This window comes from Paenibacillus puldeungensis (assembly GCF_042678945.1).
In the GTDB taxonomy this organism is placed as follows: domain Bacteria; phylum Bacillota; class Bacilli; order Paenibacillales; family Paenibacillaceae; genus Fontibacillus; species Fontibacillus puldeungensis.
The window spans coordinates 182,889-209,773 of the sequence record NZ_JBHTLM010000009.1 but is presented as its reverse complement, the minus strand read 5'-3'; the positions used below and the strand labels follow the sequence as shown (position 1 = coordinate 209,773).

The following is a 26,885-nucleotide window of genomic DNA, read 5'->3' as shown; positions in this document are numbered from 1 at the left end:
TCTGGGCCGTGTCTCAGTCCCAGTGTGGCCGTTCACCCTCTCAGGTCGGCTACGCATCGTCGCCTTGGTAGGCCGTTACCCTACCAACTAGCTAATGCGCCGCAGGCCCATCCGTAAGTGACAGATTGCTCCGCCTTTCATTATCTCACCATGCGGCAAGATAAATTATCCGGTATTAGCTACCGTTTCCGGTAGTTATCCCAGTCTTACGGGCAGGTTGCCTACGTGTTACTCACCCGTCCGCCGCTAAGCATCTAGAGTGCAAGCACTCTATCAGCTCCGCTCGACTTGCATGTATTAGGCACGCCGCCAGCGTTCGTCCTGAGCCAGGATCAAACTCTCCAATAAGGATTTTTCGAGTGGACGCATCTCGAATTGCTTCGAGAAAATATCCAACCTTAAAATCTATTTATTTTAGAGCGATTAGCTCATTTCGTACTGACGAGAATTTAATTCTCATTTAATACTCACTCGTTGTTCAGTTTTCAAAGATCAACTTCGTTTTCGTTCATCACCGCGTTTCAGCGGCAACTTTTATAATATATCAGGTTTTAATCGGAAAAGCAAGTGTTAATTTTATCAAATTTCATTCGCTCTTCGTCATTTACCTCGCCGCCTTGAGGCGACTTACTTAATATATCAGATCGTGTCGATAAAAACAAATTGAAATACTTGGAAAACAATAAAACACATATAAGTTCAATTATTAATTGTACGGATAAAGGCAGATGGTAAATATTCTTATGATCGCTGCCCGTCCCGGATTTCTATGAATAAACTAAGTAATGGTAGAAATCCAGTCACAAAGGCGAATGAGCCTATGCTTTAGTTCAACCTATATAGACAAAAAAACAGCCCGCATCCCTTTGGGGCTGCAGGCTGACTTTCTAGAGCTCGGCTTTTATTAACCTTGGCTGCCTAGGAAAATGTAACGTGCGACAACCAGTACGGCCAAAATCCACATTAACCAGTGGATATCGTATTTTTTCTTACCAAGTAAATTAGCGGCCGTAGCAAGAATAACGTAGAACACAATGCCGAATGAAATACCGTTAGCGATATTATAGGAGAATGGCATCATCGTAATTGTCAAGAAAGCAGGAATCGCTACAACCATGTCTTGGAAGTCGATTTCACGAATCGATTGAACCATTAGCACACCAACGATAATCAAAGCTGCAGCAGTAGCTGGGCCTGGGATCAAAGCAGCCAGTGGTGCGAGGAACAATGCCAGCAAGAAGCAAGCACCTGTTGTAACAGCAGTCAAACCTGTGCGTCCGCCTTCAGCAACCCCTGCTGCACTTTCTACATAAGCAGTCGTTGTCGAAGTACCGAGCATAGCGCCACCGGTAACAGCAGCTGCGTCAACGAGCATGGCTTTACCAACGCGTTTTTTACCTTCAACAGGATCTTTCATAATTCCAGCACGGGTAGCTGTACCTACGAGTGTACCGAATGTATCGAACAATTCAACAAACGTAAATGTAGCAATTGCTGAAATAATACCGGTATGCATAATGCCGGCCCAGTCGAATTTCATGAAGTTGATTTGTGTGAAATCCGGTACCCATGGGGTTTGTGGGTTATTGAAGGAACTAAAATCAACAACACCCATCAGCATCGCAACAACCGTTGTACCCAAAATACCGAACAAAATAGCACCGCGAACATTTAGCACCATTAGAATACCGATCAGAAGAAGGCCGATTAGAGCAAGCTGAACATCGGTATTCTCCAAACTTCCCAAGTGAATAATTGATTCAAAAGACAAAAGATCAGTAATCTTGTGTGCAGCAATATCATTTCCAGCTTCAACGCTGATCGTCATAAGTCCACTGTTTTTCAGACCGATGATCGTTATAAATAATCCAATCCCTACGGTAATCGCATGTTTAAGGGAATCTGGAATTGCATCGAGAAGCATTTGGCGTATGCGAGTAACTGTCAGAAGAATAAAGATCAAACCGGAAATGAATACGGCCGTCAAGCCCATTTCCCAAGTGAACGGATGATCCGTTGCGGCAGACGACAAGATAACGGAGGCAAAGTAAGCATTGAGGCCCATCCCTGGAGCAAGTGCTACCGGGAAGTTAATAAAGAGCCCCATAGCGATCGTGAAAATACCGGCTGAAAGAGCCGTCGCCAAAAATACAGAATACCAGCCCATCTCAATCTGACCGAAAGCTGTCAGCGTATTAGGGTTGACCGTAAGGATGTACGCCATAGCCATAAAAGTGGTGAGGCCGGCCATAATTTCCGTACGAACCGTCGTACCGTTCTGTTTCAGCTTGAAAAAGCGATCCATGATAAAATTACTCCTCCTTCTGATATACGGAAAACGACAAAAAACCCGAGGCAAATAGTTTCCCCCGGGTACCGTTACATCCAGAAAAAGCGATAAAATAATCGTTCCATCAGAAAAATCGCGAATAGAGCCGACTTCCTGGTTAGAACAGTTCGCTTCTTCTTTTCGTAGCCAGATCATTTACGGTGACCTCGTAGAGACTTCCGGGCCCATTCCCGGAATTATACGAAAAGGATTAAGTTGTGAGTTTGTCGAATATCCGTTTAAGTCCTGCGATGAAGACTTATCCTATGACTTATTCTATGGGCTCGCGTGCAGATTGTCAACAGAAAATACGAATATTCGTCAACCAATTCCCGGTTATTGTTCGCCATTTGTATATACTGGGAGCAACATGCTCTCTTTCCTATCTTAGTATTGGCAAAGTCATTCTTCAGTATTCTACAAATTCCCATAGAATACGCTCTCCAACAGAATACGTTCAATCATGTTGATAGATTACAACTGACAAAACCTACAAATGCGCCAAAAATTGCTTCCGAGAAATCAACATTTCGCATAGGATTAGGTTTGACAATTTCATAGAGATTGCTTTTGTGACGCCCTCTAAAAGTGCCATCTTCGAGCCTTCGATAAATTTGCAATTGCCGAAAAAATTTACACAGAGGTCTCGCCTCTCCACTGTCGTTTATATTAGTAAAAGTCTTCCACCGGTGCTGGCCAAGTCGACAGTCATGCACCCCGATGGACGTCACCCCACTGCCGTTTGGTTAAAGGCTTGATTGTCCCGACTGCCATTTTTCCCTGTACCTTCCCCGTTCTATCCGAAGGTCCCGCATCGAAGAAGCGCTATGATCGCCCGCCAGTCATCAAAAAACGCCCTTTCATCAAAAGATGAAAAGGCGTTGTTGTTCGTTATAAAGCTTGTCTTATTCCCATTCAATCGTAGCCGGCGGTTTCGATGTAATGTCGTAAACGACGCGGTTGACGTTCTCCACCTCGTTGACGATGCGTACGGAGATTTTCTCCAGTACGTCCCACGGAATACGTGCCCAATCGGCGGTCATGCCGTCAATGGACGTAACTGCGCGAATGCCAACAGTATAGGAGTAAGTACGAGCGTCGCCCATAACCCCTACGCTTCGCATGTTCGGCAGCGCCGTGAAGTACTGCCAAATTTCGCGGTCGAGCCCCGCTTTAGCGATTTCGTCGCGAAGAATAAAGTCAGAATCACGAACGATTTTGAGCTTATCTTCCGTTACTTCGCCAAGTACGCGAATGGCTAGTCCCGGTCCCGGGAACGGCTGTCTCCAAACGATCTCTTTTGGCAAACCGCATTCTTCGCCTACTTTACGAACCTCATCCTTAAACAACGTTTTCAGCGGTTCAATCAGCTGGAATTTCATATCTTCCGGCAAGCCGCCCACGTTATGGTGGGATTTGATCGTTTGCGCCGTAGCCGTTCCACTCTCAACGATATCCGTATAGAGCGTTCCTTGCGCCAGGAATTTGAAATCGTCAAATTTCGCTGACTCCTCGTCAAATACATAAATGAACTCGTTGCCGATAATTTTCCGCTTTTTCTCCGGATCATCGACTCCAGCGAGCTTGGAGAGGAAGCGTTCACGAGCATCGATTTTAACAACCTTCATATCAAATTTGCCAACGAACGTCTCCATGACGCTCTCGGCTTCACCTTTACGGAGAAGACCGTGATCGATAAACATACAGGTCAGTTGGTCGCCGACGGCTTTATGGATCAGCATGGCGACAACCGATGAATCAACGCCGCCGCTCAAGGCGCAGAGTACTTTACTGTCACCCACTTGGGCGCGGATATCACGAACCGTATCCTCGATAAACGTCTCCATGCTCCAATTACCTTCGCAGCCACAAATCTCGTAAAGGAAGTTGTGAAGCATTTCATTCCCGTGCACGGAATGCCGTACTTCAGGATGGAATTGTACACCGTACATTTTACGATCTGTGTTCGCAAATCCAGCAATTGGCGCATGTTCCGTGGAGGCATCCACCACAAATCCTTCCGGAAGCTGGGTAACATGGTCACCATGGCTCATCCACACGGTCTGCTTTGCATCGAGCCCCTTCGTCAGAGCCGAATGTTCGGCGAAATCAACATCCGCTTTACCGTATTCGCGTTTTTCCGCACGTTCTACCTTGCCACCGAGCTGATGGGCCATCAGCTGCATCCCATAACAAATGCCGAAAATAGGCACGCCGATATCATACACAGCCGGATCGATGTGCGGCGCATTTTCCGCGTAAACGCTGGATGGGCCGCCCGAGAACACAATGCCTTTCGGCGCGAGCGCCCGCAGACGTTCTACCGGGGTATTGTATGGTAACAATTCGCTGTAAACACCTAAATCGCGAATTCTCCTTGCAATTAGTTGGTTGTATTGTCCTCCAAAGTCCAGAACGACAATCATTTCATTTGGCTTATTCATGACCGAGCCTCCCTCAAATTCTGACACTAATTATACGAAACGACAAAAGAGGTCGTCAAGGAAGCCCGGCCAGGCATTTCATTCCCGCCCATACGCCAAATTTCGGCATTGCTTCAAAAAGTTCATGCTTTCTTTCCGCTGTGTGAGCTCCCCGCCATAATAGAGGGATTCCCAGATCCGTACGAACTCATTCGCCGAAACGGTTAAATGAGGTTTACTTTGGAGCACCTTATCCATGTATTCTCTGGCTGTCATACCAGGTGGCTTAGGTCCGAAAACGATGGCTAGTTCGCGCCATACACAATCCGCCGCCGCCAGTAGCTCTTTGCGTCCTGGGAAGCTGCGCTGCTTCCGCAGCTGATACAGACGAAGCCGCAGTACGTTGGAGCTTAAAGCCACTTGGCGGCCAATCAACACGATCAGCCCTACAGCTACGAGAATTCCGCTAAAGGCAAATGGAGATACTGCCATCTGCAGCTTCTGCCAAGATTCACCGATTATTTCCACCAGGCCTATGCCTAAAACCTCTGCTACCTTCGAGGCCTTAGCGAACAGCGCCATTTCTGTATTTCCCGCGGAGTCCCCTTCAGGTTGCATGGCGAAGCTGGAGGCAAGCTTCCCGCTAAATCCCGGTGTTGGATCAAAAGGAACCCAGCCCGTTTCCGGAAAATATACCTCCACCCAGGAATGTGCGTCTGCATAGGACACGGTATAACGTTTCATTTCTTCATTGTCTGTCGTATCATCCTTAATAGCCAGGTCCGCATGAGGTGTTGTATTACCTTTACCACTCCGGTAAGAGGCAGTGCCAAGGCTGCTCTCTACCGCCACATCTCCGGGTGCAAACCCCTTTACCCATCTTGCAGGAATGTCTCCGCTCCGCAGTAAAACGACCATGGCGGTAGAAAAATGGTCACAATAGCCGATCCGATCCACGAACAAAAATTGATCAACGAAATCCGCACCTGCCGAAGGTGGTTTAGAATTTAAGCTGTACGAATAATGATGCTTCAAATAGGTCTGCACTGCTTGAACCGCATCGTACCTGTTCAGCTTTCCGGCAGCAAGCTCTTCACCAAGCTTTCGCACCCGTTCAGGCAGCATGTCTGGAAGCTGGAGATATCTCTCCTTGATATTCGCCGGATCAGAACCGCTATCTCTCCTAAGCTCCGGCCCCGGCGCCTGCTGCACCGAAGAGGTAATTTCATAGCCGTAAATTTGCTGTGAAGGGGTGGCGCTGTCGATCATTAACGCATCCGCCTGAATATCAAAACGGGGGGTTACTTGGGCTTTTTCATTCCGCTCCCCCGCAAATATCTGTCCAGCCTTTACCGGAAGTCCTCCGGCTAAAAGCGCAACCCGGCCGCTCAACGGCTCTTTGAACATGACCGTTTGATGGATTTCTTCGCGTTCTGTCGCAATGATAGCGGGCACATCACGATTCATAGCAGTTTCATCAGACTGGGTCCAGCCGCGGCCGGTATATTCGCTCTTGCTTTCTCCCCGCCAATACGTACTCCGCGGCGATAGGGCTGTAAAATACGGATCATGTCTAAGTCTAAGCGGTACTCCAAGCTCGGAGTCATCCCGACTGTAGCCTGAAACGCCGAAGACGGTCGCTGCATCAGATTCCCCGCTGAACGTCGCTCCACTCCAGTTAGCCAGACTCTGGGCAACCTCCTGCCAAGGGATGGATCGCGGAGGCTGCGCAGGTAAAAGCTGGCTGAGCAAGGCTGCGCCTGCTACGCAGGCAGAAATGACACCAGCTGCGGTGAACGATCCTATTTTCCAAGGTGGACCTTGCTCCGATTTGTGGAATGAAACAGCTTGCAGAACGAGGCCTATGAGCGTGGAACGAATCATCCCACCGTATACTTGTAGGCTAGCCACCGTTTCGAGAACCAACAAATACAAAATGGTGGCGGACAAAAAAATCAAGATACTCTGTCTCCCAAGGGTCAGCATTTGAACGGAAACGACCAGCAACGTCCAGCCGATGAGCAGAAGCAGTGTCCGTGATTCCATACTTATCCCGTTCAATCTTCCCGAATCCAGAATTTCGGTGAAATCGGAGCTTAGCTGGTTCGCATAATTAACAAACCAGGCCAACCCTGCCGAACCGCTGTAAAAATACAGCATAGCCCCGGCTATAAACAAGGGAGGGATCACATAGAACAGGCCGGTGGGCATACGAAAACATCCGGAAAGCAGCAACGCTCCCGTCAGTATGAAAAACAGACTAATGAACTCCGTTTGCTGCCCCTCAGATATAAAGGAATGCAGCGGATATAGCCATTCTCCAAACAAACCAAAGAGCAGCAGCGACAAAACCAGCCGAACCCCAATATTCGGACCCGAGCTCTTCTTCCCAATGTCTGTATCTGTTAGAGGAGCAGGAGTTCCACCTGCCTCCAGGAGTCTAGGCGATGACATATCCGGCCCCCTCCTTACTCCGGTGCATTGCGGTGCTTGAAGACAGGTAAACAATAGCAACACCACGCTCACGCAACCACGCTTCGAGCTTTCGGTTTGATTCATTTGGGTGGGGTTCACAGGTACACCAAATATCCAGCGATCCGCCGGCTTCTACTAGCGGCGGTACAATTGAGGACAAATCCGCCGTCAACTGGCCCGTAATGAGAGTTAGACAAGATCCACCTGCGGATAGGCCAGCCCACTCCCGCTTGAGCATGTCTGCTGCAGACAGGCTGCTGCTAAGGTCAAGCTCAGCCAGCACTTCTAAAATGTTAGAAAAATTTTGTTCTCCGTAAAGTGAAACCATTCGGTCCATCCCACTGTGACTGAAATAGGACTCGCCCAGCCTCAGCGTCTCCCGCTGAAGCCAGGAAGCTGCCGCGGAAACCGCAAGTTCAAAGTTTTCACTGGATAATAATTCAGTCCGTCCGACTACCGAAGCGCCGTCTGCGTAATCGCCCACGTGTGTGCTCAGCAGTAATAGGCGTGGGAAGTTTCCCAGCTCTTCGGCAATTCTCGTAAGCAGAGTCCCCTGCTTCGCCGAATACTTCCAATGGATTTGCCGGAGCGGATCCCCCGCTTCATATTTTCTTAATCGGCCCGGGGCTGGGGATGCATTCATATGGCTGCGGTGGGGCATTGTCCCTGCTTCGCCCTCAACGCTTCCTTGTCCATCTAGTGCAGGCGGAAACGTATTTAGGGGAAATGGGTATACAACCATCACACCTTCCGTTTTCACGTACTGGGTTCTCCTGAACCAGCCAAACGAATCTCCCCAAGTAAGTCGAACCTCTTTATCCTTGTATATACCGCGGCTTACTTCTTCAATATAATAAGTGCCGGAATATTCTTTTCTTTGCCCGAAAAAAGAGATTTTGCCGACCTGGTCTCCTGAGCGATTTATCAATAATACGCCAGCTGCTGATAGCGCAAGTTCATCTTCTACGTACAGCCAAATAGGCGCCATTCCACCGCTGAAGGAAACCGTCAACGTTACTGCCACTTTATCCCCTGCTACAGGATGCTCCGGATGACATGTTCGGATCACCTTGAAACGCTTCGGTCCAAACCACAGAGTAACCGCTCCTTGCACCATAATAAAAGCAGAGAGCAGCACCAAAAAGAGCGAAGCAACCCCGCCATGCCAAAAATACCAAGTCCCGAAAAGACCGATAGCTATAGCTGCTAAGAACCAAATCAAGCCTCCGCCCCTCATGCTTTTCCTCCTGAGGCTTTGACGAAAATTGGAACATTCGCCCTGGCCAACAATTCTTGAACAAGCCTCTCCCCTTTGAGTCCATTCATTTTAGCTTCTGTCTTCAGCACGAGCCGATGAGGCAGCACTGCTCCCGCTACCGCTTTGACATCATCCGGTATTACGAATGTCCGCCCTTTATAGTATGCCATCGCTTGGGACGCCCCCATCCACGCCAGCGTACCGCGCGGGCTAATGCCCAGCGAAATTTGAGGTTGCCGGCGCGACGCATCTGCAACACTCACCAAATACCGCTTAACCGTATCATCCACCAATACACTGCGAACTTGCCGCTGCATCGCCATCATCTCTTCAGGCAAAAGTATCGGTTTTATTTCTGTGACAGAATGCTGCTCCAGCATACGTCCAAGCATTTCAACTTCCTGTTCAGGCCCCGGATACCCCAGCGACAAACGCATTAAGAAGCGGTCCAGTTGGGCTTCCGGCAAACGATACGTCCCTTCGTATTCCAGCGGGTTTTGCGTTGCCAGCAATAAAAAGGGCTTCGGCAAAGCCCGAGTCACTCCGTCCACAGTCACCTTTCTCTCTTCCATCGCTTCGAGTAGAGCAGACTGCGTTCTCGGAGCCGCTCGGTTGATTTCATCAGCAAGCACAATATTCGAAAAAACCGGGCCCGGACGGAACTCAAATTGTCCTGACTGGCCATGGTAAACCGTAACCCCGGTCACATCAGAAGGAAGCAGATCAGACGTAAATTGAATGCGACCAAAGGTTCCTCCCAAACAGGCGGCCAGCGTTCGCACGAGCATCGTTTTTCCAACGCCGGGAACATCCTCTAGCAAGATATGACCTCCATAGAGCATCGCAACAACCGCCAGTTCGATTTCAGTCCTTTTTCCGACAATAACTCGATCTACCCGGCTAACGAGTCTTTCCAGCAGCTCGCGAGCTTGATCGTGGTTCATTTACACTCCTCCATTTCTAGGCAAGGGCTAGTAATCTATCTATCAGTTTCCCCAGAAACTATCGGAATTAGACATATGAAACCCACGAGGCAAAGAAGTTACTGTGCTTTAATCCGCCTTTCCTCCTGGGAGGAGGAAAGTTTTACGTTTGAATACCCACAAGCCTCAAGTAATGTTCGAAGAGACATCCAGATCGCACCATTTTTATGATGATAAGCAGATCTATACTCTGCTGAAGCTATTCCGGACCGTTCCGACCTGACGATGGATCGCTTTATATCAGCTGTGGCGATAGCCTCTCCCCATTCGATAAGCACGCTCCGGCTTTCATCCGACCAACGAACACTCGCGCCAAGCCGTTCCATCGTTGTACGTATAGGGACAAAAATTTGTCCGTCCCGCATTTCATATTCTCCCGCAGCCAGCCGAGTTTGAACGCCTCCCGCCTCTAGCTTAAGCGGTAAATCTGGACCGAACATCGTCGCATTTGGCACAATATTCTCCTCTACCCATACTTTCGAGGGCTGAAGCCTTGTTTTCTTCTGAACGGATGGACTGACAGCAAATTGAACGGGGACCATGTCAGGCGTCAATGTGCGAAAAGCATAGCCCTTCTTCTTATAAAACTTGATAATATCGGGAAGCGCCTTGACCGTTTCAGCATGGCCTGCCCCGTCATGCATCAGGACAATCACCTCATTTTTCTGCTTTGCCGAAACGACATTGCTTACAATTTCGGAGGAAGGTACACCCCTGCGCTTCGAGTCACCGCTGTCTATATTCCAATCGAACACCTTGTACCCGGCCTGTGCCATAAGGTCAAAGTAAGTTTTGTCGAAATGGCCGTAAGTTCCCCCGGGGGCCCTAACGAGAGATGTTCGAGAACCGGTGATTTCCCGAATTACGTCTTCGGTTGCCTTGATTTGCTTCCAAAAGTGTCCAAAGCTGTCATACAGTTCGTTGTAGTCGTGATTATAAGAATGATTGCCCAGTGCGTGCCCGGCCGCAGCAATCCGCTGAATGACCTCGGGATATCGCTTGGCCTGCTGTCCTAATACGAAAAAGGTTCCCGAAACCTCCTCACTTTTCAAAATACCCAGCACCTGATCGGTTAAGAGGCTTGGACCATCGTCAAACGTCAAGTACACGATCTTTTCGTTAGAGTTAGCTTTTTTCGCTATCCCCTTGGCATTGGGGTGGCTTGTCCCCGGTTTGAAGAGACTTTTCCCTTTTACATAAGTTAAGCCTACAGAAGAGGCATCGATGTGAGCTAAATCTACTCTCGAGGTGACAATCTTCCCCGCGGCATTAGCCGCCGCCACTTCGGGTAAAACGGACTGCTTCACACCGGACAGATGGCTTGTAAAAACTACAAACACCAGCATGAGCGCCATAATACGAATCATTTTTTTAAGACCGTAACTCCATTTTCTGTCCATCTTTTCTACCTCCGCCGCTATAAATAAAATCGCTTTATATGAATCACTTGGCTTTCTGGTAGATTGTATGAAGATAGAGAGGAAAATAGACTTACCTAAACGGCAAAAAAGATCGTCTCCCGCAAAACAAGCTTTGCGAAATACGATCTTTCTTTTTCACACGGGAAAATGGTTCTATCTAGCTGCGCTATCAGCTATAGCTACATACGAAGCGATTTAACAGCCTCCAGCACCTGCTCCACATGTCCCTTCACTTTCACGCCGCGCCATTCCTGAAGCAGCTTGCCTTCCTCATCAATCAAAAACGTGGAGCGAACGATGCCTTCGTATTCTCGCCCATATTGCTTCTTGAGCTGCCATACACCGAACAACCGGCAAACCTCATGCTCCGGGTCTGAAAGAAGAGGAAACGTTAGCCCTTGCTTTTCTACGAATTTGTCGTGGGATCTAAGCGGGTCGCCGCTAATGCCCAGTACACTGGTTTGGTACTGATCGAACATGCTGCCTTGGTCGCGAAAATCACAAGCCTCCTGTGTACAACCTGGGGTCATGTCCTTCGGATAAAAATAAATCACAACCTTGCGGCCGCGAAACTGCGCTAGCTCAATTTCACCTCCACCGCTCGCAGGAAGCTTGAAATTAGGAACCATCTCTCCGATTTGCGGTACTTTAGGTTCAGTCATGCGAGTATACCTCCTCAAACTATTTAAAAATGCGAAAATTGATTGTATCTATAAAAGAAATTATAATGTAATGATGTGTAGTATATCTATATAAAAAGGGCTTCTGATATCTTAGACAAACGAAATTATCGCAATTTTTTGAAAGGAACGAGCAGAATGACGAAGCGCACAAAACGCACGATCCTCTGGTCCGTAATCGGGATTGGGGTCGTAGTGGCCGCATTCGTGGCCTATTATTTTATCGCCATTTACAACCAGGTTGACAACTTTCAAAAAAAAGGGGAGGAATCTCCTTTCTATAATGTTCAGCCTACGGAAACGAAAGCCCCTGAACCTCCAAAATGGGAAGGAACCGAAAGAGTTAACATTTTGCTCATGGGCGTTGATGCTCGCGGGTTGAAAAAAGGGGAAGTTCCCCGTTCAGACACTATGCTGGTCGCATCCATCGATCCTGTGACGAAAAAGGGCTACCTCTTCTCTATTATGCGTGACACTTACACGGAAATTCCGGAGCACGGCTCGGACCGGATTAATACGGCGATTACCCATGGGCCAAAGACAGCGATGCAGGCGGTTTCCGATCTGCTCGGCATTCCAATCCAATATTATGTTTACACTGATTTCCAAGGCTTTATCGCGCTCGTTGACGCCGTCGGTGGCATTGACTTTTATGTGGAAAAAGATATGCATTACACAAGCAAGGCCGACAATCATGAATACGACATCGATCTTAAAAAAGGCCAGCAGCATCTGGATGGCAAAACCGCGCTCCAGTATGTCCGTTTCCGTCACGATGCGATGTCCGACTATACACGAACAGAACGTCAGCGCAATTTCTTAAAGGCTGTCGCCGAGAAAATGAAATCAACCACGTCGATTATGAACCTCCCATCCATTCTGGAAAAGGTGAATCCGTACATCGATACAAATCTTTCCGTGCAAGACATGTGGAAGCTGGCTACGGTTGGCTATGATACCCAAATGATGGCCAGTGAACAAATCCCACCAATGGAGCTTCTCGTTGAGAAGCATGTCGGCGGTTCATCCGTCCTCGGAGTCCGTAGCGAGGAAGAGCTTAAGAAGTATGTGCAGGATGTATTCAATAAGACTGATGCTGCAGATCCTAGCGGAAGCTCTACAGACGGAAAAGACAATGGATCGTCTGATAGCGGTAATAGCAGTAAAAAAAGCGGTCAAACTGGAAGCGTCAGCAAGAACTCAAATGACACCCAGGGCACAAAGACGGCCGATAGCAGTGGAGGTAATTCCTCCGGGAAATGACCGAAGGAATTTACCCTATTATCGAAAGGATGTATGGATGTATGAATCGATCACAATCTGAGCAGTTGTATAAAGAAGCGTTACAGCACATCGTCGGCGGCGTCAACAGCCCCTCCCGTTCATTTAAAGCGGTAGGCGGCGGGGCGCCTGTTTTTATGAAAAAAGCGGCGGGTGCACATTTCTGGGACGTTGACGGCAATCGTTACGTCGATTATCTCGCGGCATACGGCCCGATTATTACGGGCCATGCCCATCCGCATGTGACCCGCGCCATTCAGGAAGCCGCCGCAAACGGAACGCTTTATGGTACCCCGACCGAACTGGAAATCAAACTTGCCGTTATGCTGAAGGAAGCGATCCCTTCCATGGATAAGGTCCGCTTCGTCAATTCCGGCACCGAAGCCGTGATGACGACGATCCGCGTAGCTCGCGCTTATACGAAACGCAACAAAATCATTAAATTTGCCGGATGCTACCACGGCCATTCCGATCTGGTGCTCGTTGCGGCTGGCTCCGGCCCGTCCACGCTCGGCATTCCCGACAGCGCCGGCATTCCGACGAGTATTGCGCACGAGGTGATCACCGTGCCGTTCAACGACGCTGGGGCGCTGAAGGAAGCGCTCGACAAATGGGGCGACGATGTCGCCGCCGTCATGGTCGAGCCGATCGTCGGCAACTTCGGCATGGTGATGCCGAAGCCCGGCTTCCTCGAGGATCTGTGCCGGCTCGCGCGGCAGTACGGCGCCCTCGTGATCTACGACGAGGTCATTACCGCCTTCCGCTTCCACTATGGCTCGGCGCAAACCTACGCCGGACTTCAGAATCACGAAGCGATCCGGCCAGACCTGACCGCACTCGGCAAGATCATCGGCGGCGGCCTGCCGATCGGCGCTTACGGCGGCAGCAAGGAGATCATGGAGCAGGTTGCGCCGCTGGGCCCGGCATATCAAGCCGGGACGATGGCCGGCAACCCGGCCTCCATCTCCGCAGGCATCGCCTGCTTGGAGGTGCTGCAGGGCGTCGGCGTCTACGACGAGATGGACCGCCTCGCCGTGAAGCTGACAGACGGCTTGGCCGAATCGGCCAGCCGTCATGGCGTACCGCTGACGATCAATCGCATCCGCGGATCGTTCTCGACCCACTTCTGCGATCATCCGGTGACCAACTACGTCGAAGCGCAAGACACGGACGGCGAAGCGTTCGCCGCCTTCTTCCGGGCGATGCTGAATCGTGGCGTGAATCTGGCACCTTCAAAATACGAAGCCTGGTTCCTGACGACCGCACATACCGATGCGGATATCGATTTTACGCTGGAAGCCGCTGAGGCTTCGTTTAAAGAAATGATCTCGAAATAAGTTAATGGGCAGCAAGCGTAGATTCTCCATCATAAAACTGGAGTGCAATCTACCTGGCTGCCCTTGTTTTTTCGCCTCAAGACGACCATACTCGCCCTGCGTCCATCACCAAAAGACGCCCTTCCACTGGTAAATGTAAAAACTACATCTATTCCATGGGGAAACGTCGATCTTCACAAAATAAATGCAAAACATACAATTAAACTAGAGCAAAATGGTTAGTTAAGACTCAAACCGTACATTTAGATGCACTATTTACAATTAGTCTCTCGCATTGGAGTAAACGTAGGGATTTAGCTGTACATAATGCAATTAGTTTGGATTACGAAGTCTATATTTCCATCCCGCTGATAGGTTAAAACTATTAGTGTAATTTCAATTATATATTTCAACTATTTAATTTCTTATGCAACAATAGATGCATCTGGAAAAAGGAGGAATGTTACAGTGAACGAAGGACTTGTCTGGAAGCCTGAATTGTACGACGATAAAATGGCGTTTGTTTCGGAGTATGGTAAGGAGGTTGTTAATCTGCTGCAGCCGAAAGCAGGCGAGCGAATTATCGATTTAGGGTGTGGTACCGGAGACCTGACGGTTGAGATTTCCCGCAGCGGGGCCGAAGTGACTGGCATAGATTTATCGAAACCTATGATCGACAAAGCCAGAACCAAGTACCCAAGCCTCCATTTTGCGGTTGGCGATGCCGAGCAGCTTCATCCAACACGGCCCGTCCATGCCGTCTTCTCGAATGCGGCCCTGCATTGGATGAAAAATGCTGCTAAGGTAGCTGAATCCGTTTGGAACGTTTTAGAGCCTGGGGGACGTTTCGTTGCGGAATTCGGCGGAAAAGGAAATGTGGAAGGCATCGTGAATTCTATAACTCAGGTTTTGAAGGAAGAGGGAATCGACGCCGATCAGCTTAACCCGTGGTATTTCCCCAGTCTTGGCGAATATTCAAGTCTACTGGAGCAGCAAGGCTTTCGGGTCGTCTACGCCGTCCACTTTGATCGGCTTACTAAGCTTGAAGGCGGCGAAAGAGCACTTGATCACTGGTTGGACACTTTTACCGACGGCAACTTCTTTTATGGATTGAACGATCAAGTCAAGAACGATTTATACCGGCGGATATCAGATGTCGCACGCAAACAATTGTTTGATGACGGCTGCTGGTACGGCGATTTTAAGCGGTTAAGAATAGCTGCTATTAAGCCTATCCCGAGAGTAGATTAATATTCTCACATGAAAAAAGCAGCAGGGACAGCCCCTTTCATAAGGACTTGTCCCCGCTGCACATCTCATAAACTATAAATTAATAAATACCGTCTTCATTTTCCCGCTGTATTGAACATCCAGTCCCAGCCCTTGCACAAGCACGGCCAGCGGCACATAAGTCTTAATTTCGCCACCGACTTGAGACAAAAAGGCTGGCGACGCCGTATTCTTCGCCTGGCCGTCCACCGTTATTTTTTTGGAGCCAACCTTAATTACTACGGTTTTTCCGTTATAGGAAATGGCAGCCGTTCCTTTGCGGGAATCCCAATTGCTCTTGGCACCGATCGCATTCGTAATCTCCTTGATCGGCACGAACGTTTGGTTGTTTTTCAACTTCGGTGCATAAACGCTCTTCAATTCCTGCCCTTTGACTACGATAGATATCGGTGCAGCCCCGGACTTCGCGGCTGTATCCAGATAACTTCCCCATATCGTTTCGGCCATAACCTTAGCTATCGTCTCATAACCGGACTGATTCGGATGGATATCACCATCGGAATAAATATGCGTCAGGGACATTTCATTGCCCACAAAAGCTTCTGCGATATGTGCGGCCTTTACTTTTTTAGAATCTGCGGTGAACTTCGCCGCCGTCTCATCGACCGACTTCGTGAACGTCTCCTTTACTTTATTCAGCTCATCATAGATGGAGACGCCTGCCAGCTTCGGCACCGGCTGATATTGATCGGCAAGAACGATTTGCGCCGACGGATTGAGTTCGGTTAGGATGCTAATGACTTCCCGAATATTTTCACCGTAGCTCTTCATCACACCGGAAGCTTCGGTGCGCAGTTGATCCAGACTGATGTTTTTGAGGTCCGGAAGCAGCTTCAGCAAATCATTGCCGCCGATGGTGATCGTAATGAGGTCAGCCTTCTCCAGAGTCGCCTTCGCCTCGCTTACACCAGACGCAAAGTCCCCTATTCGCGGATCCTTAAGCCCCGCCTGAATGTCATCCGCGCTGACCGGCTTCCCTTCCTTAATCGCCTTCACATAGCTGTTGAGTCCACCGCTCGTCAGCCCTAGAATCCCATAATTGATTGCTTTCGTTCTACCATGAAACAGTGCTTGCTCTTTCAGACGCTCAACATAACCATAAGGGACGCTGGATAGCTTCATGCCCGGTTCATATCCGGCGGTGATGGAATCGCCAAGCGCGACGATCACATAATCCTTGGCCGGCGTTGAAGCCGATTCGCCACCTGCCATAGCCGGTACAGCAGTCGCCCCGCTTAACAAAAATAAACAAACAGTGAGGAATAAAGATAAAATTTGAGCTTTCTTTTTGCGATGCATCATCTAACTATGACATCTCCTTCTACCATGGTATGTAAAATAAAGCTGCGGCCTTTCTTATCCCCGAAAAAAAACCTGAGGGATCGGCCTCAGGTTGTTCATCATGCAGTAGCTTTCAAATGTTGGAAACCAGGCTGTACCTAATCCATCAGTTTTAATCAAGCTTATTGTCCGGGCTCCCCGTTTTCTTTAAATATTCATCATAACGCCCATCAATTTCTTTTGCCATTTTTCGATAGTTTCGCGTCTCCTCGATGATCGGGTCAAGCGTCGTTTGCACTCGTATTTCGTATTTCGGCGGCAAACGTTTTCGACCTTCCTCCCGGCGTTCCTCTTCCGTGCCACGCTCCCCTTCCGTCAGCATCTCACTGAGCTCTCGTTCCAATTCCTTGTTATCGCCCATACTTTGACACTCCTTCCGGTGATTTATTCATCAAATCATTTTCACTGCAAACAATGATTTGAATGCTCGGTAAAATGTAAATCATGCGTGTTCCGTCTTTCCGGTAGGGGGGGACTACTCCCCTTGCATAAAGCTACTGCGTTATACCGGTCGCATCGGCTGACTTCAACACGTCAAGCAGTTCCTTGTGGATTTTGCCGTTGCTGGCTACAAGATGGCGCACACCGATGTCATAAGGGTTGCCTACGGTGTCCGTCACTATTCCTCCAGATTCCGCGACGATTAGTGCGCCGGCAGCAATATCCCAAGCATTCAGCCCAACTTCATAATAACCGCTGAGCCGCCCGGCCGCCACATAAGCCAAGTGAAGCGCCGCTGAACCTCCGGCGCGAAGGCTTTGCGCCTGACCTGCCAGCGCGTTCAGCCCCTTCATATTCGTCGGGAGAGCAAACTCCCGATCCGGATTAAAGCCTACAGCCACAATGCCGTCTGCAAGTGCAGCATCCTTAGATACCAGCGCCCTTTGACCATGAATGTAAGCCCCTTTTCCTTTCTCCGCTACAAAAAGTTCGTCCCGCATCGGATCATATATGACGCCGATAATAACTTCCCCTTTATAAGCAAGTGCTATGGACACGCAAAAGAACGGAAATCCGTGCACGAAGTTCGTCGTTCCGTCGATCGGATCCACGATCCACAAGTATTCCGACTTTCGAGCCTCGGACAACGCCTCAGCCGAAGCTGCCGCGCCGGGAGCTACCCCTTCTTCCCCCAAAATGGTATGATCCGGAAAGTGAGTTAAAATAAGCTTACGGATCATCATTTCCGCACCTTTATCCACATCCGTCACCAAATCGCCTGGAGCGTGCTTTGTGTTCAGCTCGTTGTAGGCACCCAGCCTGCTCTTAATCCATTCCCCCGTCTTGGAGGCACAGTTAATCGCAACGGCCGTCGGACTTTTTCTACCGACCACATATGGAACTTTCGGATTCAATTCCAATGGTTTCACTCTACTTTCATAGTAATCTTAATTATATACCCTTTAAAAACTATACGCCCTCGGAGAAGCAAAGTTGCGTCCTTTTTCCTGTTTTCCACGCGCAACCCGACGACCTGCCCCAGGCGTCCCTATTATGCAAAAAGTTCGTGTCCAAAAGCGGGGTCAAGCCCTACCGGAAACGAACTTCCTGCGTATTTCTAAAATTAAGCGCCAACGATATTGTAACCGCCGTCAACATAGATAACTTCCCCGGTAATACCGCGGGAGAGATGGCTTAACAGGAACATGGCCGTATCGCCAACTTCAGCAGTTTCCGTCGTTTTGCGCAGCGGCGCTTTTTCTTCAACCTGCTTCAGGATAGAGTTGAAATCGCTGATGCCTTTGGCTGCAAGCGTCCGAATCGGTCCAGCGGAAATCGCGTTGACACGAATTTGCTGGGGACCCAGGTCGTTGGCCAAATAACGCACAGCCGCCTGTAGGCCTGCTTTGGCAACCCCCATCACGTTGTAGTTGCGCATTACGCGGTCTGCCCCCATGTAAGTCATCGTTGTGATAGCGCCGCCTTCGGTCATCAGCGGAGCAAGCCGCTGCGCTACTGCTACCAGCGAATATACGCTGATATCGTTGGCCAAGGCAAACCCTTCGCGGGAAGTATCCACAAAAGTCCCCGCCAAATCCTCGGACTTGGCAAACGCAATGCTGTGTACAATTCCGTGCAGTACGTCGAATTCCTCTTTCAGCGTTGCTGCCAGCTTATCAATTTCCTCATCCACCGTTACGTTGCATGGAACAATGAGTGAACCCGGGATCGTCTCAGCGAGCTTGCGCACTCGCCCTTCAACCCGCTCGCTCTCATATGTAAATGCAAGACGCGCTCCTTGCCCCGCCAAACTTTGAGCGATTGACCAAGCGATACTACGTTCGTTGGCAACCCCCATCACAATCATATTTTTTCCGGCCAATAAATCACCCATGATTAACCTCCTCAATAAATACACCTTTATTTTGTACAACTTACCTTATTTGATCACAATTTTCAAGAGATGTGCGTCGCCAGCTTAAGGCGTAATTCGCACGCTGGCACCATCCACGATTTCAACCCCGTCCCCGCTGTATTTCGTGAGTTCCTCCATCAGCTTAAACAGGGCGCCGTCCTTCAGCTTCGCCTCCAGCATCACATCAACCCGCTCGGTGATTGGTGCAATTTTACGCAAAAAATCGATCAGCGGTCCGGGATCGACGTGATCCGCATGGCCGCGGGGATCGCTGGCGCTTTTTGGGCTTGATGCGTGAATTTTCGGGGCCAGCGGCGCTTCAGCCAGCGAACCGGCCTGGGCATACTCGCTTGTCCACGTTTTTAAAATGCGGGGCCACAATTCCGAGGCACTTTCCCCCTCGTTATTTACCCATTGGTGATGGATATCCAGCACCATCGGAATGCGCGTCGCCTCGCACAGCTCCAGCGTCTCACGGGCATTAAACGTCTTGTCATCGTTCTCAAAAGTCAAGCGCTGCTTGATATGCTCGGGAAGCGTCTCTACGTTCGTCCGAAAACGCTCCCCGGCTGAAGGCTTGTCCCCATATGCTCCGCCGACATGGATGTTGTTCTTGGTCCGCCCGTCCAGCCCCATCGCGTCAAGCATGGCGACATGATGCTCCAGATCGCGCAGCGAGGCTTGCAGCACCTCCGGCCGCGGCGTGCTCAACACCGTAAAATGATCCGGATGAAACGAGACCCGCAGATCCTGCTCCTTGACGAAGTTCCCCACCGCAATAAACGATTCACGCAATGCCTCATACGGGTTCCAGTCCGACAGCAGCTCGTGTGTAGCCAGCGGAATGAGCTTGGATGAAAACCGATAGATGCGAATGTCACTCGCCGCACTGTGCCTAAGCAGCCTGAGCGTATTGTGCAAGTTTTGCGCCGCTATCGACTCCAAACGCCGGATAGCGGCGGGACGATCGGCCAGGCTTTGAAACGTTTTAAGCGTCATCGTCTTAGAGGGTGAAGCATTCGGAATGACGGTCGACATCGCCACGTAGCCGAAGCGAACGATCATTTTGCCGCCGCATCCTTGAAGAACATTTCATACGCCAGCGACGTCTGCACGGCTGATTCCTCATCCGTTAGCTTACGCACCAGCTCCAATTCTACCGAGGTAACTTCCTCTCCATTAAAGTTAATCTCGGCAACACAGGCGGTGATCTTTACGATCGCCACCGCTTTATTATCTGGTGAATAAGCTATCACCTTTTGTCCGGTCGGGAATATGCGCAGGTTCTGCTTCGTCATTTTTCCACGGCCGTATTCCAGCAGCTCGTACAATTCCTGTTCCTTCTTGAATTTGCATACCGAGTTGAATTCCGTTTGAAAACCCATGCGCTAATCTTCCTTTCCAGGTTGTTCGATTATGCTAAGCCGCTTATTTCACGCCGTTCTCAAAATCCAGGTTCTGGCGTGCCTCATAGCGTTCGAGCGCCAGTTCAATTAAGCGATCAAGCAAAGCTTCATAAGAGACTCCCGTTTCCCGCCACAAAAGTGGGTACATGCTAAACGGCGTAAATCCCGGCATCGTGTTGACTTCGTTGATCCAAACCGTCTCGTCAGATCTGCGTACAAAAAAGTCAGCGCGGCAAAGTCCGCTTCCCGCAATCGCCTTAAACGCCTTCACCGCAAGATCCCGGATGCGTTCTGCTAGCTCAGTGTCCACAGGCGCGGGGATAAGCATCTGCGATTTGCCGTCCAAATATTTGGCCTGGTAATCGTAGTATTCACCAGATGACACAATTTCTCCCGGCACGGAGGCCAAAGGCTCGTCATTGCCCAAAACTCCGACTTCGACTTCGCGCGCATCCACAAATTCCTCTACAATAACCTTCACATCATAACGGAAAGCAAAGGCCACAGAGTTTAGCAATTCATCGCGTGTTCTCGCTTTTGAAATACCAACGCTAGAGCCCAGGTTAGCCGGCTTCACAAAACAAGGATATCCAAGTTTGTCTTCAACCTCCTGGATCAGAGTGTGGCTTGCACGCTCCCATTCAGATGCGGTGAAATAGCAATACTTACACTGTGCAAGCCCCGCCTCTTCAAACAGCTTCTTCATGATGACTTTATCCATGCCGGCTGCGGAAGCCAGCACCCCAGCTCCTACGTACGGCAAGTCAGCCATTTCAAACAGCCCTTGAATCGTGCCGTCTTCCCCGTTCGTTCCATGCAGCAGCGGAAAAGCGACGTCGATCGCAGCTTCGCCGCTAGCCAGCTTGCTGAATAGTAAATTCATCGCTGCCGAGGTGTCGCCGGCTGCATTCGCCTGCTTCAGATCCTCCAAAGCGGCAAACGGGCCGGTCAGCTTGGACCCAACTTTCCATTCTCCCTGCTTATTAATATAAAAAGGAAGCAACTCATATTTATCGTAATCAAACGCCTGCGATACGGCGAAGGCCGTCTGCAGCGAAATTTCATGCTCTCCCGATTTGCCGCCGTAGATGAGACCTACGGTCAATTTGTCCTGTCCCATGGGTAACCTCTTTTCATTTGTTTTCCTAGCTGCCAGTAAAAGGTTTAGCTGACATGTTCAGAACCGGTCCGCGATATGAAAAAAACGATACACCGTATCTTCGCTCCAGGCATAGGAATCCCGGTAGTCCCAATAGCGGTGTTTGCTCGGCGTCGTATGGGCGTTTACCAGCGGCATGCCGCCGGCGTCAAATGCGGTCACGATGGTACTGTGCTGGTAAGCACCTTTACCGTCCCAATCGTAGATGATGACATCCCCCAGTTGCAGCTGTTCTGGTCGCTCGCGAAGCTCAGTGCGAAGTCCGGAGTTGCTGGTAGCGAGGAACCTTTCAAGAGCATTTGCAACGGACCAGCTATAGCTCCAGGCTTCTTGTTTGCCGACGTATCCTTTGTACCACCAGCCCGATTCTCTTTTTCCAGTATAGTTTATTGGGGCTCCGCCTGCAAAGAGACTTTGGGAGATATAATTGGTGCAATCTACTTCAAAAGCAGCGAATTCCGGGTTAAAGCTGTCCCACCAACGGTCGGCATAGAGCACGGCATCTTCTCGGCGATAAGCCACACTTCGAGCGGACGAATATCCCAGTACATGCCGATTTAAAAACGGACTGGGTAGCCCTTGTTTTGAGTTGTTCGGAGTAAGATCCGTTAGCAGCTGCATTACCGGGGAAGGATGGCGTTCTGGAACCGGTTGATCTACCCGGGAGATCATCCAGCTTCCCCCGTCCCGCTGGAGCGTAAGCCGCTGCTTCTCTATCCGCTCCTCTTGATGATGAACTCCACCCTTTTCGTAATATATTTTTCGTGAAAGCTGCAGATCGACCTCGACCTCGCCATCGCGGTTTTCGATTTCACGGACTAGCTTGGCCCGGGTTTCACAACGCAACGGCGCAGCGCCACGACTCCGGTACCAACCTTCCAGCCTTTGTTTACGTTCACCGCGCCGCATTAAATAATCGAGATCTGTGACGACTGTCCCCGCGCTGGGAGTGCGGTAATCGACTTCTTCCTGGTTTTGCTCGTTTACATAGACCGACAACGTCTTTCTCCATTCCTCCGCCACTGGCAACGCCTCCTTTTTGGGTCACTTCATTTATATGAAAGCCCGGTTTGGAGTATGTACCTTCTAAGGGGGTGACGAAGGGGTTATTTGGCCATGCCTTGGAAGCCTATTCACCCGCACCACATCAGGGATAAATCAGGCTCTATTTCGCATAAAAAGTTCTTTACTCGATGCAAAAGGGACGGTATACTGATGTCAGAAGATCAATTTTTGAAATATGGTTTCATCTAATGAAACAAGGAGGTACTCAAATGTCTGCAAAAGATTTTTTCTCCGCTGCCCGTTCCCTTGAAGTCGGGGGGAAAAGCTACCGTTACTTTAACCTGCAATCCTTGGAGGAGAAGGGCCTCGGTAACATTTCCAAACTTCCATTTTCCATTAAAGTGCTCCTGGAAGCTGCTGTTCGCCAATTCGACGGAAGAGCGATCACGGAGGAGCATGTCAAACAAATCGCTGGGTGGAGCGAAGGCCGCGATGAAAACAAGGAAATTCCGTTTATCCCGGCGCGTATCGTGCTTCAAGACTTCACCGGCGTTCCCGTCGTCGTCGATTTGGCCGCCATGCGCGACACTGTAAAGAAAGCCGGTGGCGATCCGAAGCAAATTAATCCGCTCGTTCCCGTGGACCTCGTTATCGACCATTCTGTCATGGTGGATGCCTTTGGTTCACCGGACGCGCTGGAATACAACATGAACGTTGAATTCGAACGCAATGAGGAGCGCTACCGGTTCCTGCGCTGGGCGCAAACGGCATTTAACAATTTCCGCGCTGTGCCTCCGGCTACCGGTATCGTTCACCAGGTCAACCTGGAATATCTGGCGTCCGTAGCAGCTACCAAAACAGTTGACGGCGAAACAGTCGTCTTCCCGGACTCTCTTGTCGGTACGGATTCTCACACGACGATGATCAACGGCCTTGGCGTTGTCGGCTGGGGCGTAGGCGGGATCGAAGCCGAGGCGGGCATGCTCGGACAACCACTTTATTTTGTGGCGCCGGAGGTTATTGGCTTCAAACTGACCGGCAGTCTGGCAGAAGGCGCAACAGCGACGGACCTCGCTCTTACCGTCACGCAAATGCTGCGCAAGAAGGGCGTTGTCGGCAAATTCGTGGAATTTTACGGCCCGGGTCTGGCCAACATCGGTCTAGCCGATCGTGCTACCGTAGCCAACATGGCACCGGAATACGGCGCTACCATCGGTTACTTCCCGGTTGACCAGGAAACACTGGCCTACCTGCGCAGCACCGGCCGTTCCGAGGAGCAAATCGCTCTCGTTGAAGCTTATTACAAAGCGCAAGGGATGTTCCGCACGAACGAAACGCCGGATCCCGAGTTCTCCGATCTGATCGAGCTCGATCTCAGCACAGTCGTTCCAAGCTTGGCCGGACCGAAACGTCCGCAGGACCGCATCGAACTGACGGCTATGAAGGAAAGCTTTAACTCCATCATCCGTACGCCGGTCGATAAAGGCGGTTATGGGCTCAGCGAGGAAAAAATTGCTGAAGCTGTTCCGGTGAAGCACCCTGACGGCACAATCAGCGAGCTGAAAGCCGGTGCCGTTGTGATCGCGGCGATTACGAGCTGCACGAACACGTCCAATCCGAGCGTTATGGTCGGCGCAGGGCTGCTCGCGAAGAAGGCCGTTGAACGCGGCCTTAAGAAACCGGGTTATGTAAAGAGCAGCTTGACCCCAGGCTCCCTTGTTGTTACCGAGTATTTGCAAAAAGCAGACCTGATCAAGCCTTTGGAAGCGCTCGGCTTCCATGTCGCTGGTTATGGCTGCGCCACCTGTATCGGTAACTCCGGTCCGCTTCCTGAGGAAGTGAGCGCGGCGATTGCCGATAACGATCTAACTGTTGCCGCGGTACTTTCCGGCAACCGGAACTTTGAAGGCCGCGTACACGCGCAGGTGAAGGCGAACTACCTGGCTTCCCCGCCACTCGTGGTAGCTTATGCGCTGGCCGGCACGGTCAACATCGATCTGCAAAATGATCCGATCGGCTACGATCAAAACGATCAGCCGGTTTACTTGAAGGAAATTTGGCCTTCCTCTGCGGAAATCAAGGAAGCGATCAGCAAGTCGATCAGCCCGGAAATGTTCCGCAGTAAATATGAGCATGTGTTTACGCAAAACGAACGCTGGAATTCGATTCCGGTTCCGCAAGGCGAGCTGTATGAGTGGGATGAAAAATCCACCTACATTCAAAACCCGCCGTTCTTCGAGAAGCTCGGCGAAGGCCTGCACGATATCGCCGACATTCGCGACGCTCGCGTGCTTGCGCTGCTCGGCGATTCCGTAACGACCGACCACATTTCACCGGCTGGCAACATTTCGCCGACCAGCCCAGCCGGCCATTATTTGAACGATCATGGCGTCGCCCGCAAGGACTTCAATTCCTACGGCTCCCGCCGTGGCAACCATGAAGTAATGATGCGCGGTACGTTCGCCAACATCCGAATCCGCAACCAGGTGGCTCCGGGGACGGAAGGCGGAGTTACGAAATACCTGCCTACGGATGAAGTGTTGTCCATCTACGATGCTTCGATGAAATATCAGGCCGACGGTCAAAACCTTGTTGTTATCGCAGGCAAAGAATACGGCACCGGCAGCTCCCGCGACTGGGCGGCTAAAGGCACCTATTTGCTCGGCGTTAAAGCGGTCATTGCCGAAAGCTTTGAACGGATTCACCGCAGCAATCTCGTCGGCATGGGTGTATTGCCGCTGCAATTTGCGGAAGGAGCAAGCTGGAAATCGCTCGGCATCGACGGTACCGAGACATTCGATATCGCCGGCCTCAGCAACGACGTTAAGCCGGGTCAAACCTTGACCGTAACGGCCACCCGTCAGGATGGCAGCAAATTTGAATTTAAGGCCATCGCCCGTCTGGACAGCATGGTGGACGTTGATTACTACCATAACGGCGGCATCCTGCAAACCGTGCTGCGTCAAATGATTCAAGCGAACGCTTAAGTATGCTTGACCATCTCCAGCCGTCCGTTTGAAACGGGACCATGAAGATGCAAGAAACGCGAGAGCTAGGGTTCCCTTGCTACTCGCGTTTTTTGTTGCTTCAAGAAAGAGAATAACGAATCGTAGGGAGTTTTACGTCCGCATTTGGGAGCCACTTGTCATCCTTCTATTCCAATCAAAAGACAAGTGGCGGACAAGAGCGACCCGTAGATCGTTATTCTTTTTCTCCCGTTATTCTCCTTCCCTGTTTATGCTTACAAGAAGTCTTTCACTTGGTCAAACGCTTTTCCTCCACCCGGTCCATCCATTCGCTAACCAGAGCCTGGAACAGCCGAGGCTGTTCGATTTGCAGGTTATGACCGGCGCGATCCAGCATGACGTAGCTGGCGTGCGGATATTCCTGAGCGAATTCCCACTGGTTTCGGTAGCCTGTCGAATGATCCTGCCTTCCCGCAAGAATGAGAACAGGTTTTTCATATGGCTCCTCTAACTCCTCACTCACAGTCAGGTCATTTCGTGAAAAAATCCGCTCCATAAAAGCTATATCCCGCACCTGCAGCCCACTGAATATTTCCGCTTTAAAGCGTTCGAAGTTATAAGCATCCTGAACGACCTGGATACGCGTAAATTCGCTAAAGGCAACATTGTCCTTCATGGATTCCAGATACTCCTCATCTTTGTACATCACTTGAAATGAAGGTGCATCTCGCCTTGCGATACCTGCGGAAGGACAAATGAGCAGCATCCCCTCGATTTGATCCGGTCTTTTGGTAAGCAGAGCTCTCGACAAATACCCACCATAGGATTCTCCAGCCAAAGCGAAGCGCTCATCCGGCAGAACTTTATCAACAAATTGCTCTACAATTTCCAGCATATCGTCCGAGCTTTGAATCCAGTCTTCCCCTTTCGTACGTCCCATACCGGGCAGATCCAGGTAAATCCTTTTCCAGCCGAGGTGGTTTTCAAAAAACGGCTCCATGCACCCGATCATCAAATTTCGATCACAGCCCGCTCCGTGAAGCATCAACATCGGAAATCCAGTTCCCCGCACTTCATACTCTATGGTGATTTTATCCAGATGACATTGCATTGTAATTCCTCCTGCATCAAATTTGCATAGATATCTATGTATTAAAAGATACATCACAATTACATAGATGTCTATGTATTTTTCT

General features: G+C 50.1%; 20 protein-coding genes, 1 rRNA gene and 1 riboswitch. Of the genes, 4 read left to right on the top strand and 17 right to left on the bottom strand.

The features are described from left to right. The 8 genes from ACFQ3W_RS14455 to bcp all read right to left on the bottom strand — a co-directional run. Positions 1-348, bottom strand: a 16S ribosomal RNA gene (locus ACFQ3W_RS14455); the annotation flags it as partial. A gap of 556 nt (positions 349-904) precedes the next feature. Continuing rightward, positions 905-2,305, bottom strand: coding sequence for an NCS2 family permease (locus ACFQ3W_RS14450; RefSeq protein WP_379319948.1), 1,401 nt, complete (start codon positions 2,303-2,305; stop codon positions 905-907). Between the two features lie 148 nt (positions 2,306-2,453). Beyond that, a riboswitch (purine riboswitch) is annotated at positions 2,454-2,554 on the bottom strand. Positions 2,555-3,234: 680 nt separating this feature from the next. Next, a complete protein-coding gene (guaA, locus tag ACFQ3W_RS14445; protein ID WP_379319936.1) occupies positions 3,235-4,773 on the bottom strand; it encodes a glutamine-hydrolyzing GMP synthase in 1,539 nt (512 codons plus the stop codon). Positions 4,774-4,851: 78 nt separating this feature from the next. Continuing rightward, positions 4,852-7,206, bottom strand: coding sequence for a transglutaminase family protein (locus ACFQ3W_RS14440; protein ID WP_379319935.1), 2,355 nt, complete (start codon positions 7,204-7,206; stop codon positions 4,852-4,854). Continuing rightward, the gene (locus ACFQ3W_RS14435) at positions 7,193-8,464 is read right to left on the bottom strand and encodes a DUF58 domain-containing protein (RefSeq protein WP_379319934.1); all 1,272 of its coding nucleotides are present in this window, start codon (positions 8,462-8,464) and stop codon (positions 7,193-7,195) included. The genes ACFQ3W_RS14440 and ACFQ3W_RS14435 overlap by 14 nt, the downstream gene beginning before the upstream one ends. Beyond that, positions 8,461-9,429, bottom strand: coding sequence for an AAA family ATPase (locus ACFQ3W_RS14430; protein WP_379319933.1), 969 nt, complete (start codon positions 9,427-9,429; stop codon positions 8,461-8,463). The genes ACFQ3W_RS14435 and ACFQ3W_RS14430 overlap by 4 nt, the downstream gene beginning before the upstream one ends. A gap of 98 nt (positions 9,430-9,527) precedes the next feature. After that, positions 9,528-10,868, bottom strand: a complete 1,341-nt coding sequence (locus ACFQ3W_RS14425; RefSeq protein ID WP_379319932.1) for a polysaccharide deacetylase — start codon at positions 10,866-10,868, stop codon at positions 9,528-9,530. A 200-nt stretch (positions 10,869-11,068) separates the two neighbouring features. Next, positions 11,069-11,551, bottom strand: coding sequence for a thioredoxin-dependent thiol peroxidase (gene bcp, locus ACFQ3W_RS14420; RefSeq protein WP_379319931.1), 483 nt, complete (start codon positions 11,549-11,551; stop codon positions 11,069-11,071). 156 nt (positions 11,552-11,707) lie between these two features. Here bcp and ACFQ3W_RS14415 point away from each other — a divergent pair, with 156 nt between their 5' ends. The 3 genes from ACFQ3W_RS14415 (at position 11,708) to ACFQ3W_RS14405 (ending at position 15,417) form a co-directional block, all read left to right on the top strand. Further along, on the top strand, positions 11,708-12,832 hold the full coding sequence (locus ACFQ3W_RS14415) for an LCP family protein (RefSeq protein ID WP_379319930.1): 1,125 nt from the start codon (positions 11,708-11,710) through the stop codon (positions 12,830-12,832). Positions 12,833-12,873: 41 nt separating this feature from the next. After that, on the top strand, positions 12,874-14,187 hold the full coding sequence (locus ACFQ3W_RS14410; protein WP_379319929.1) for a glutamate-1-semialdehyde 2,1-aminomutase: 1,314 nt from the start codon (positions 12,874-12,876) through the stop codon (positions 14,185-14,187). A gap of 447 nt (positions 14,188-14,634) precedes the next feature. Beyond that, positions 14,635-15,417, top strand: a complete 783-nt coding sequence (locus ACFQ3W_RS14405; RefSeq protein ID WP_379319928.1) for a class I SAM-dependent methyltransferase — start codon at positions 14,635-14,637, stop codon at positions 15,415-15,417. 72 nt (positions 15,418-15,489) lie between these two features. On the opposite strand, the gene ACFQ3W_RS14400 is transcribed toward ACFQ3W_RS14405, so the two are convergent. The 8 genes from ACFQ3W_RS14400 to ACFQ3W_RS14365 form a co-directional block, all read right to left on the bottom strand. Continuing rightward, positions 15,490-16,758: a stalk domain-containing protein gene (locus ACFQ3W_RS14400; protein ID WP_379319927.1), complete on the bottom strand. Its 1,269-nt coding sequence runs from the start codon at positions 16,756-16,758 to the stop codon at positions 15,490-15,492. Positions 16,759-16,909: 151 nt separating this feature from the next. Next, positions 16,910-17,158, bottom strand: coding sequence for a hypothetical protein (locus ACFQ3W_RS14395; RefSeq protein ID WP_379319926.1), 249 nt, complete (start codon positions 17,156-17,158; stop codon positions 16,910-16,912). A 133-nt stretch (positions 17,159-17,291) separates the two neighbouring features. Then, positions 17,292-18,167 (bottom strand): inositol monophosphatase family protein, encoded by an 876-nt coding sequence (locus tag ACFQ3W_RS14390; RefSeq protein ID WP_379319925.1) that lies wholly within the window; start codon positions 18,165-18,167, stop codon positions 17,292-17,294. A gap of 194 nt (positions 18,168-18,361) precedes the next feature. Beyond that, complete coding sequence (locus tag ACFQ3W_RS14385; RefSeq protein ID WP_379319924.1) at positions 18,362-19,132, bottom strand: enoyl-ACP reductase FabI; 771 nt, start codon at positions 19,130-19,132, stop codon at positions 18,362-18,364. Between the two features lie 84 nt (positions 19,133-19,216). Further along, entirely contained in the window at positions 19,217-20,218 is a 1,002-nt protein-coding gene (uvsE, locus tag ACFQ3W_RS14380; RefSeq protein WP_379319923.1) for a UV DNA damage repair endonuclease UvsE, read from the bottom strand. Continuing rightward, the gene (locus ACFQ3W_RS14375) at positions 20,215-20,538 is read right to left on the bottom strand and encodes a hypothetical protein (protein ID WP_379319922.1); all 324 of its coding nucleotides are present in this window, start codon (positions 20,536-20,538) and stop codon (positions 20,215-20,217) included. Before ACFQ3W_RS14375 ends, uvsE begins: the two co-directional genes overlap by 4 nt. Before the next feature lie 43 nt (positions 20,539-20,581). Continuing rightward, complete coding sequence (locus ACFQ3W_RS14370; protein WP_379319921.1) at positions 20,582-21,679, bottom strand: D-alanine--D-alanine ligase; 1,098 nt, start codon at positions 21,677-21,679, stop codon at positions 20,582-20,584. Positions 21,680-21,736: 57 nt separating this feature from the next. After that, positions 21,737-22,741 carry an amidase domain-containing protein gene (locus ACFQ3W_RS14365; RefSeq protein WP_379319920.1) on the bottom strand — a complete coding sequence of 335 codons (1,005 nt, stop codon included), beginning with the start codon at positions 22,739-22,741 and terminating at the stop codon, positions 21,737-21,739. A 251-nt stretch (positions 22,742-22,992) separates the two neighbouring features. On the opposite strand from ACFQ3W_RS14365, the gene acnA reads away from it, so the two are divergent. Then, complete coding sequence (acnA, locus tag ACFQ3W_RS14360; RefSeq protein WP_379319919.1) at positions 22,993-25,710, top strand: aconitate hydratase AcnA; 2,718 nt, start codon at positions 22,993-22,995, stop codon at positions 25,708-25,710. A gap of 268 nt (positions 25,711-25,978) precedes the next feature. Here acnA and ACFQ3W_RS14355 read toward each other — a convergent pair whose 3' ends face one another. Beyond that, positions 25,979-26,800, bottom strand: coding sequence for an alpha/beta fold hydrolase (locus ACFQ3W_RS14355; RefSeq protein ID WP_379319918.1), 822 nt, complete (start codon positions 26,798-26,800; stop codon positions 25,979-25,981). Positions 26,801-26,885: the final 85 nt, after the last annotated feature.

Bases quoted from the DNA above. Each gene is read 5' to 3' on its own strand.
- ACFQ3W_RS14450 (WP_379319948.1), bottom strand. From the start codon at position 2,305: ATGGATCGCTTTTTCAAGCTGAAACAGAACGGTACGACGGTTCGTACG.
- guaA (WP_379319936.1), bottom strand. From the start codon at position 4,773: ATGAATAAGCCAAATGAAATGATTGTCGTTCTGGACTTTGGAGGACAA.
- ACFQ3W_RS14440 (WP_379319935.1), bottom strand. From the start codon at position 7,206: ATGTCATCGCCTAGACTCCTGGAGGCAGGTGGAACTCCTGCTCCTCTA.
- ACFQ3W_RS14435 (WP_379319934.1), bottom strand. From the start codon at position 8,464: ATGAGGGGCGGAGGCTTGATTTGGTTCTTAGCAGCTATAGCTATCGGT.
- ACFQ3W_RS14430 (WP_379319933.1), bottom strand. From the start codon at position 9,429: ATGAACCACGATCAAGCTCGCGAGCTGCTGGAAAGACTCGTTAGCCGG.
- ACFQ3W_RS14425 (WP_379319932.1), bottom strand. From the start codon at position 10,868: ATGGACAGAAAATGGAGTTACGGTCTTAAAAAAATGATTCGTATTATG.
- bcp (WP_379319931.1), bottom strand. From the start codon at position 11,551: ATGACTGAACCTAAAGTACCGCAAATCGGAGAGATGGTTCCTAATTTC.
- ACFQ3W_RS14415 (WP_379319930.1), top strand. From the start codon at position 11,708: ATGACGAAGCGCACAAAACGCACGATCCTCTGGTCCGTAATCGGGATT.
- ACFQ3W_RS14410 (WP_379319929.1), top strand. From the start codon at position 12,874: ATGAATCGATCACAATCTGAGCAGTTGTATAAAGAAGCGTTACAGCAC.
- ACFQ3W_RS14400 (WP_379319927.1), bottom strand. From the start codon at position 16,758: ATGATGCATCGCAAAAAGAAAGCTCAAATTTTATCTTTATTCCTCACT.
- ACFQ3W_RS14395 (WP_379319926.1), bottom strand. From the start codon at position 17,158: ATGGGCGATAACAAGGAATTGGAACGAGAGCTCAGTGAGATGCTGACG.
- ACFQ3W_RS14385 (WP_379319924.1), bottom strand. From the start codon at position 19,132: ATGGGTGATTTATTGGCCGGAAAAAATATGATTGTGATGGGGGTTGCC.
- uvsE (WP_379319923.1), bottom strand. From the start codon at position 20,218: ATGATCGTTCGCTTCGGCTACGTGGCGATGTCGACCGTCATTCCGAAT.
- ACFQ3W_RS14375 (WP_379319922.1), bottom strand. From the start codon at position 20,538: ATGGGTTTTCAAACGGAATTCAACTCGGTATGCAAATTCAAGAAGGAA.
- ACFQ3W_RS14370 (WP_379319921.1), bottom strand. From the start codon at position 21,679: ATGGGACAGGACAAATTGACCGTAGGTCTCATCTACGGCGGCAAATCG.
- acnA (WP_379319919.1), top strand. From the start codon at position 22,993: ATGTCTGCAAAAGATTTTTTCTCCGCTGCCCGTTCCCTTGAAGTCGGG.
- ACFQ3W_RS14355 (WP_379319918.1), bottom strand. From the start codon at position 26,800: ATGCAATGTCATCTGGATAAAATCACCATAGAGTATGAAGTGCGGGGA.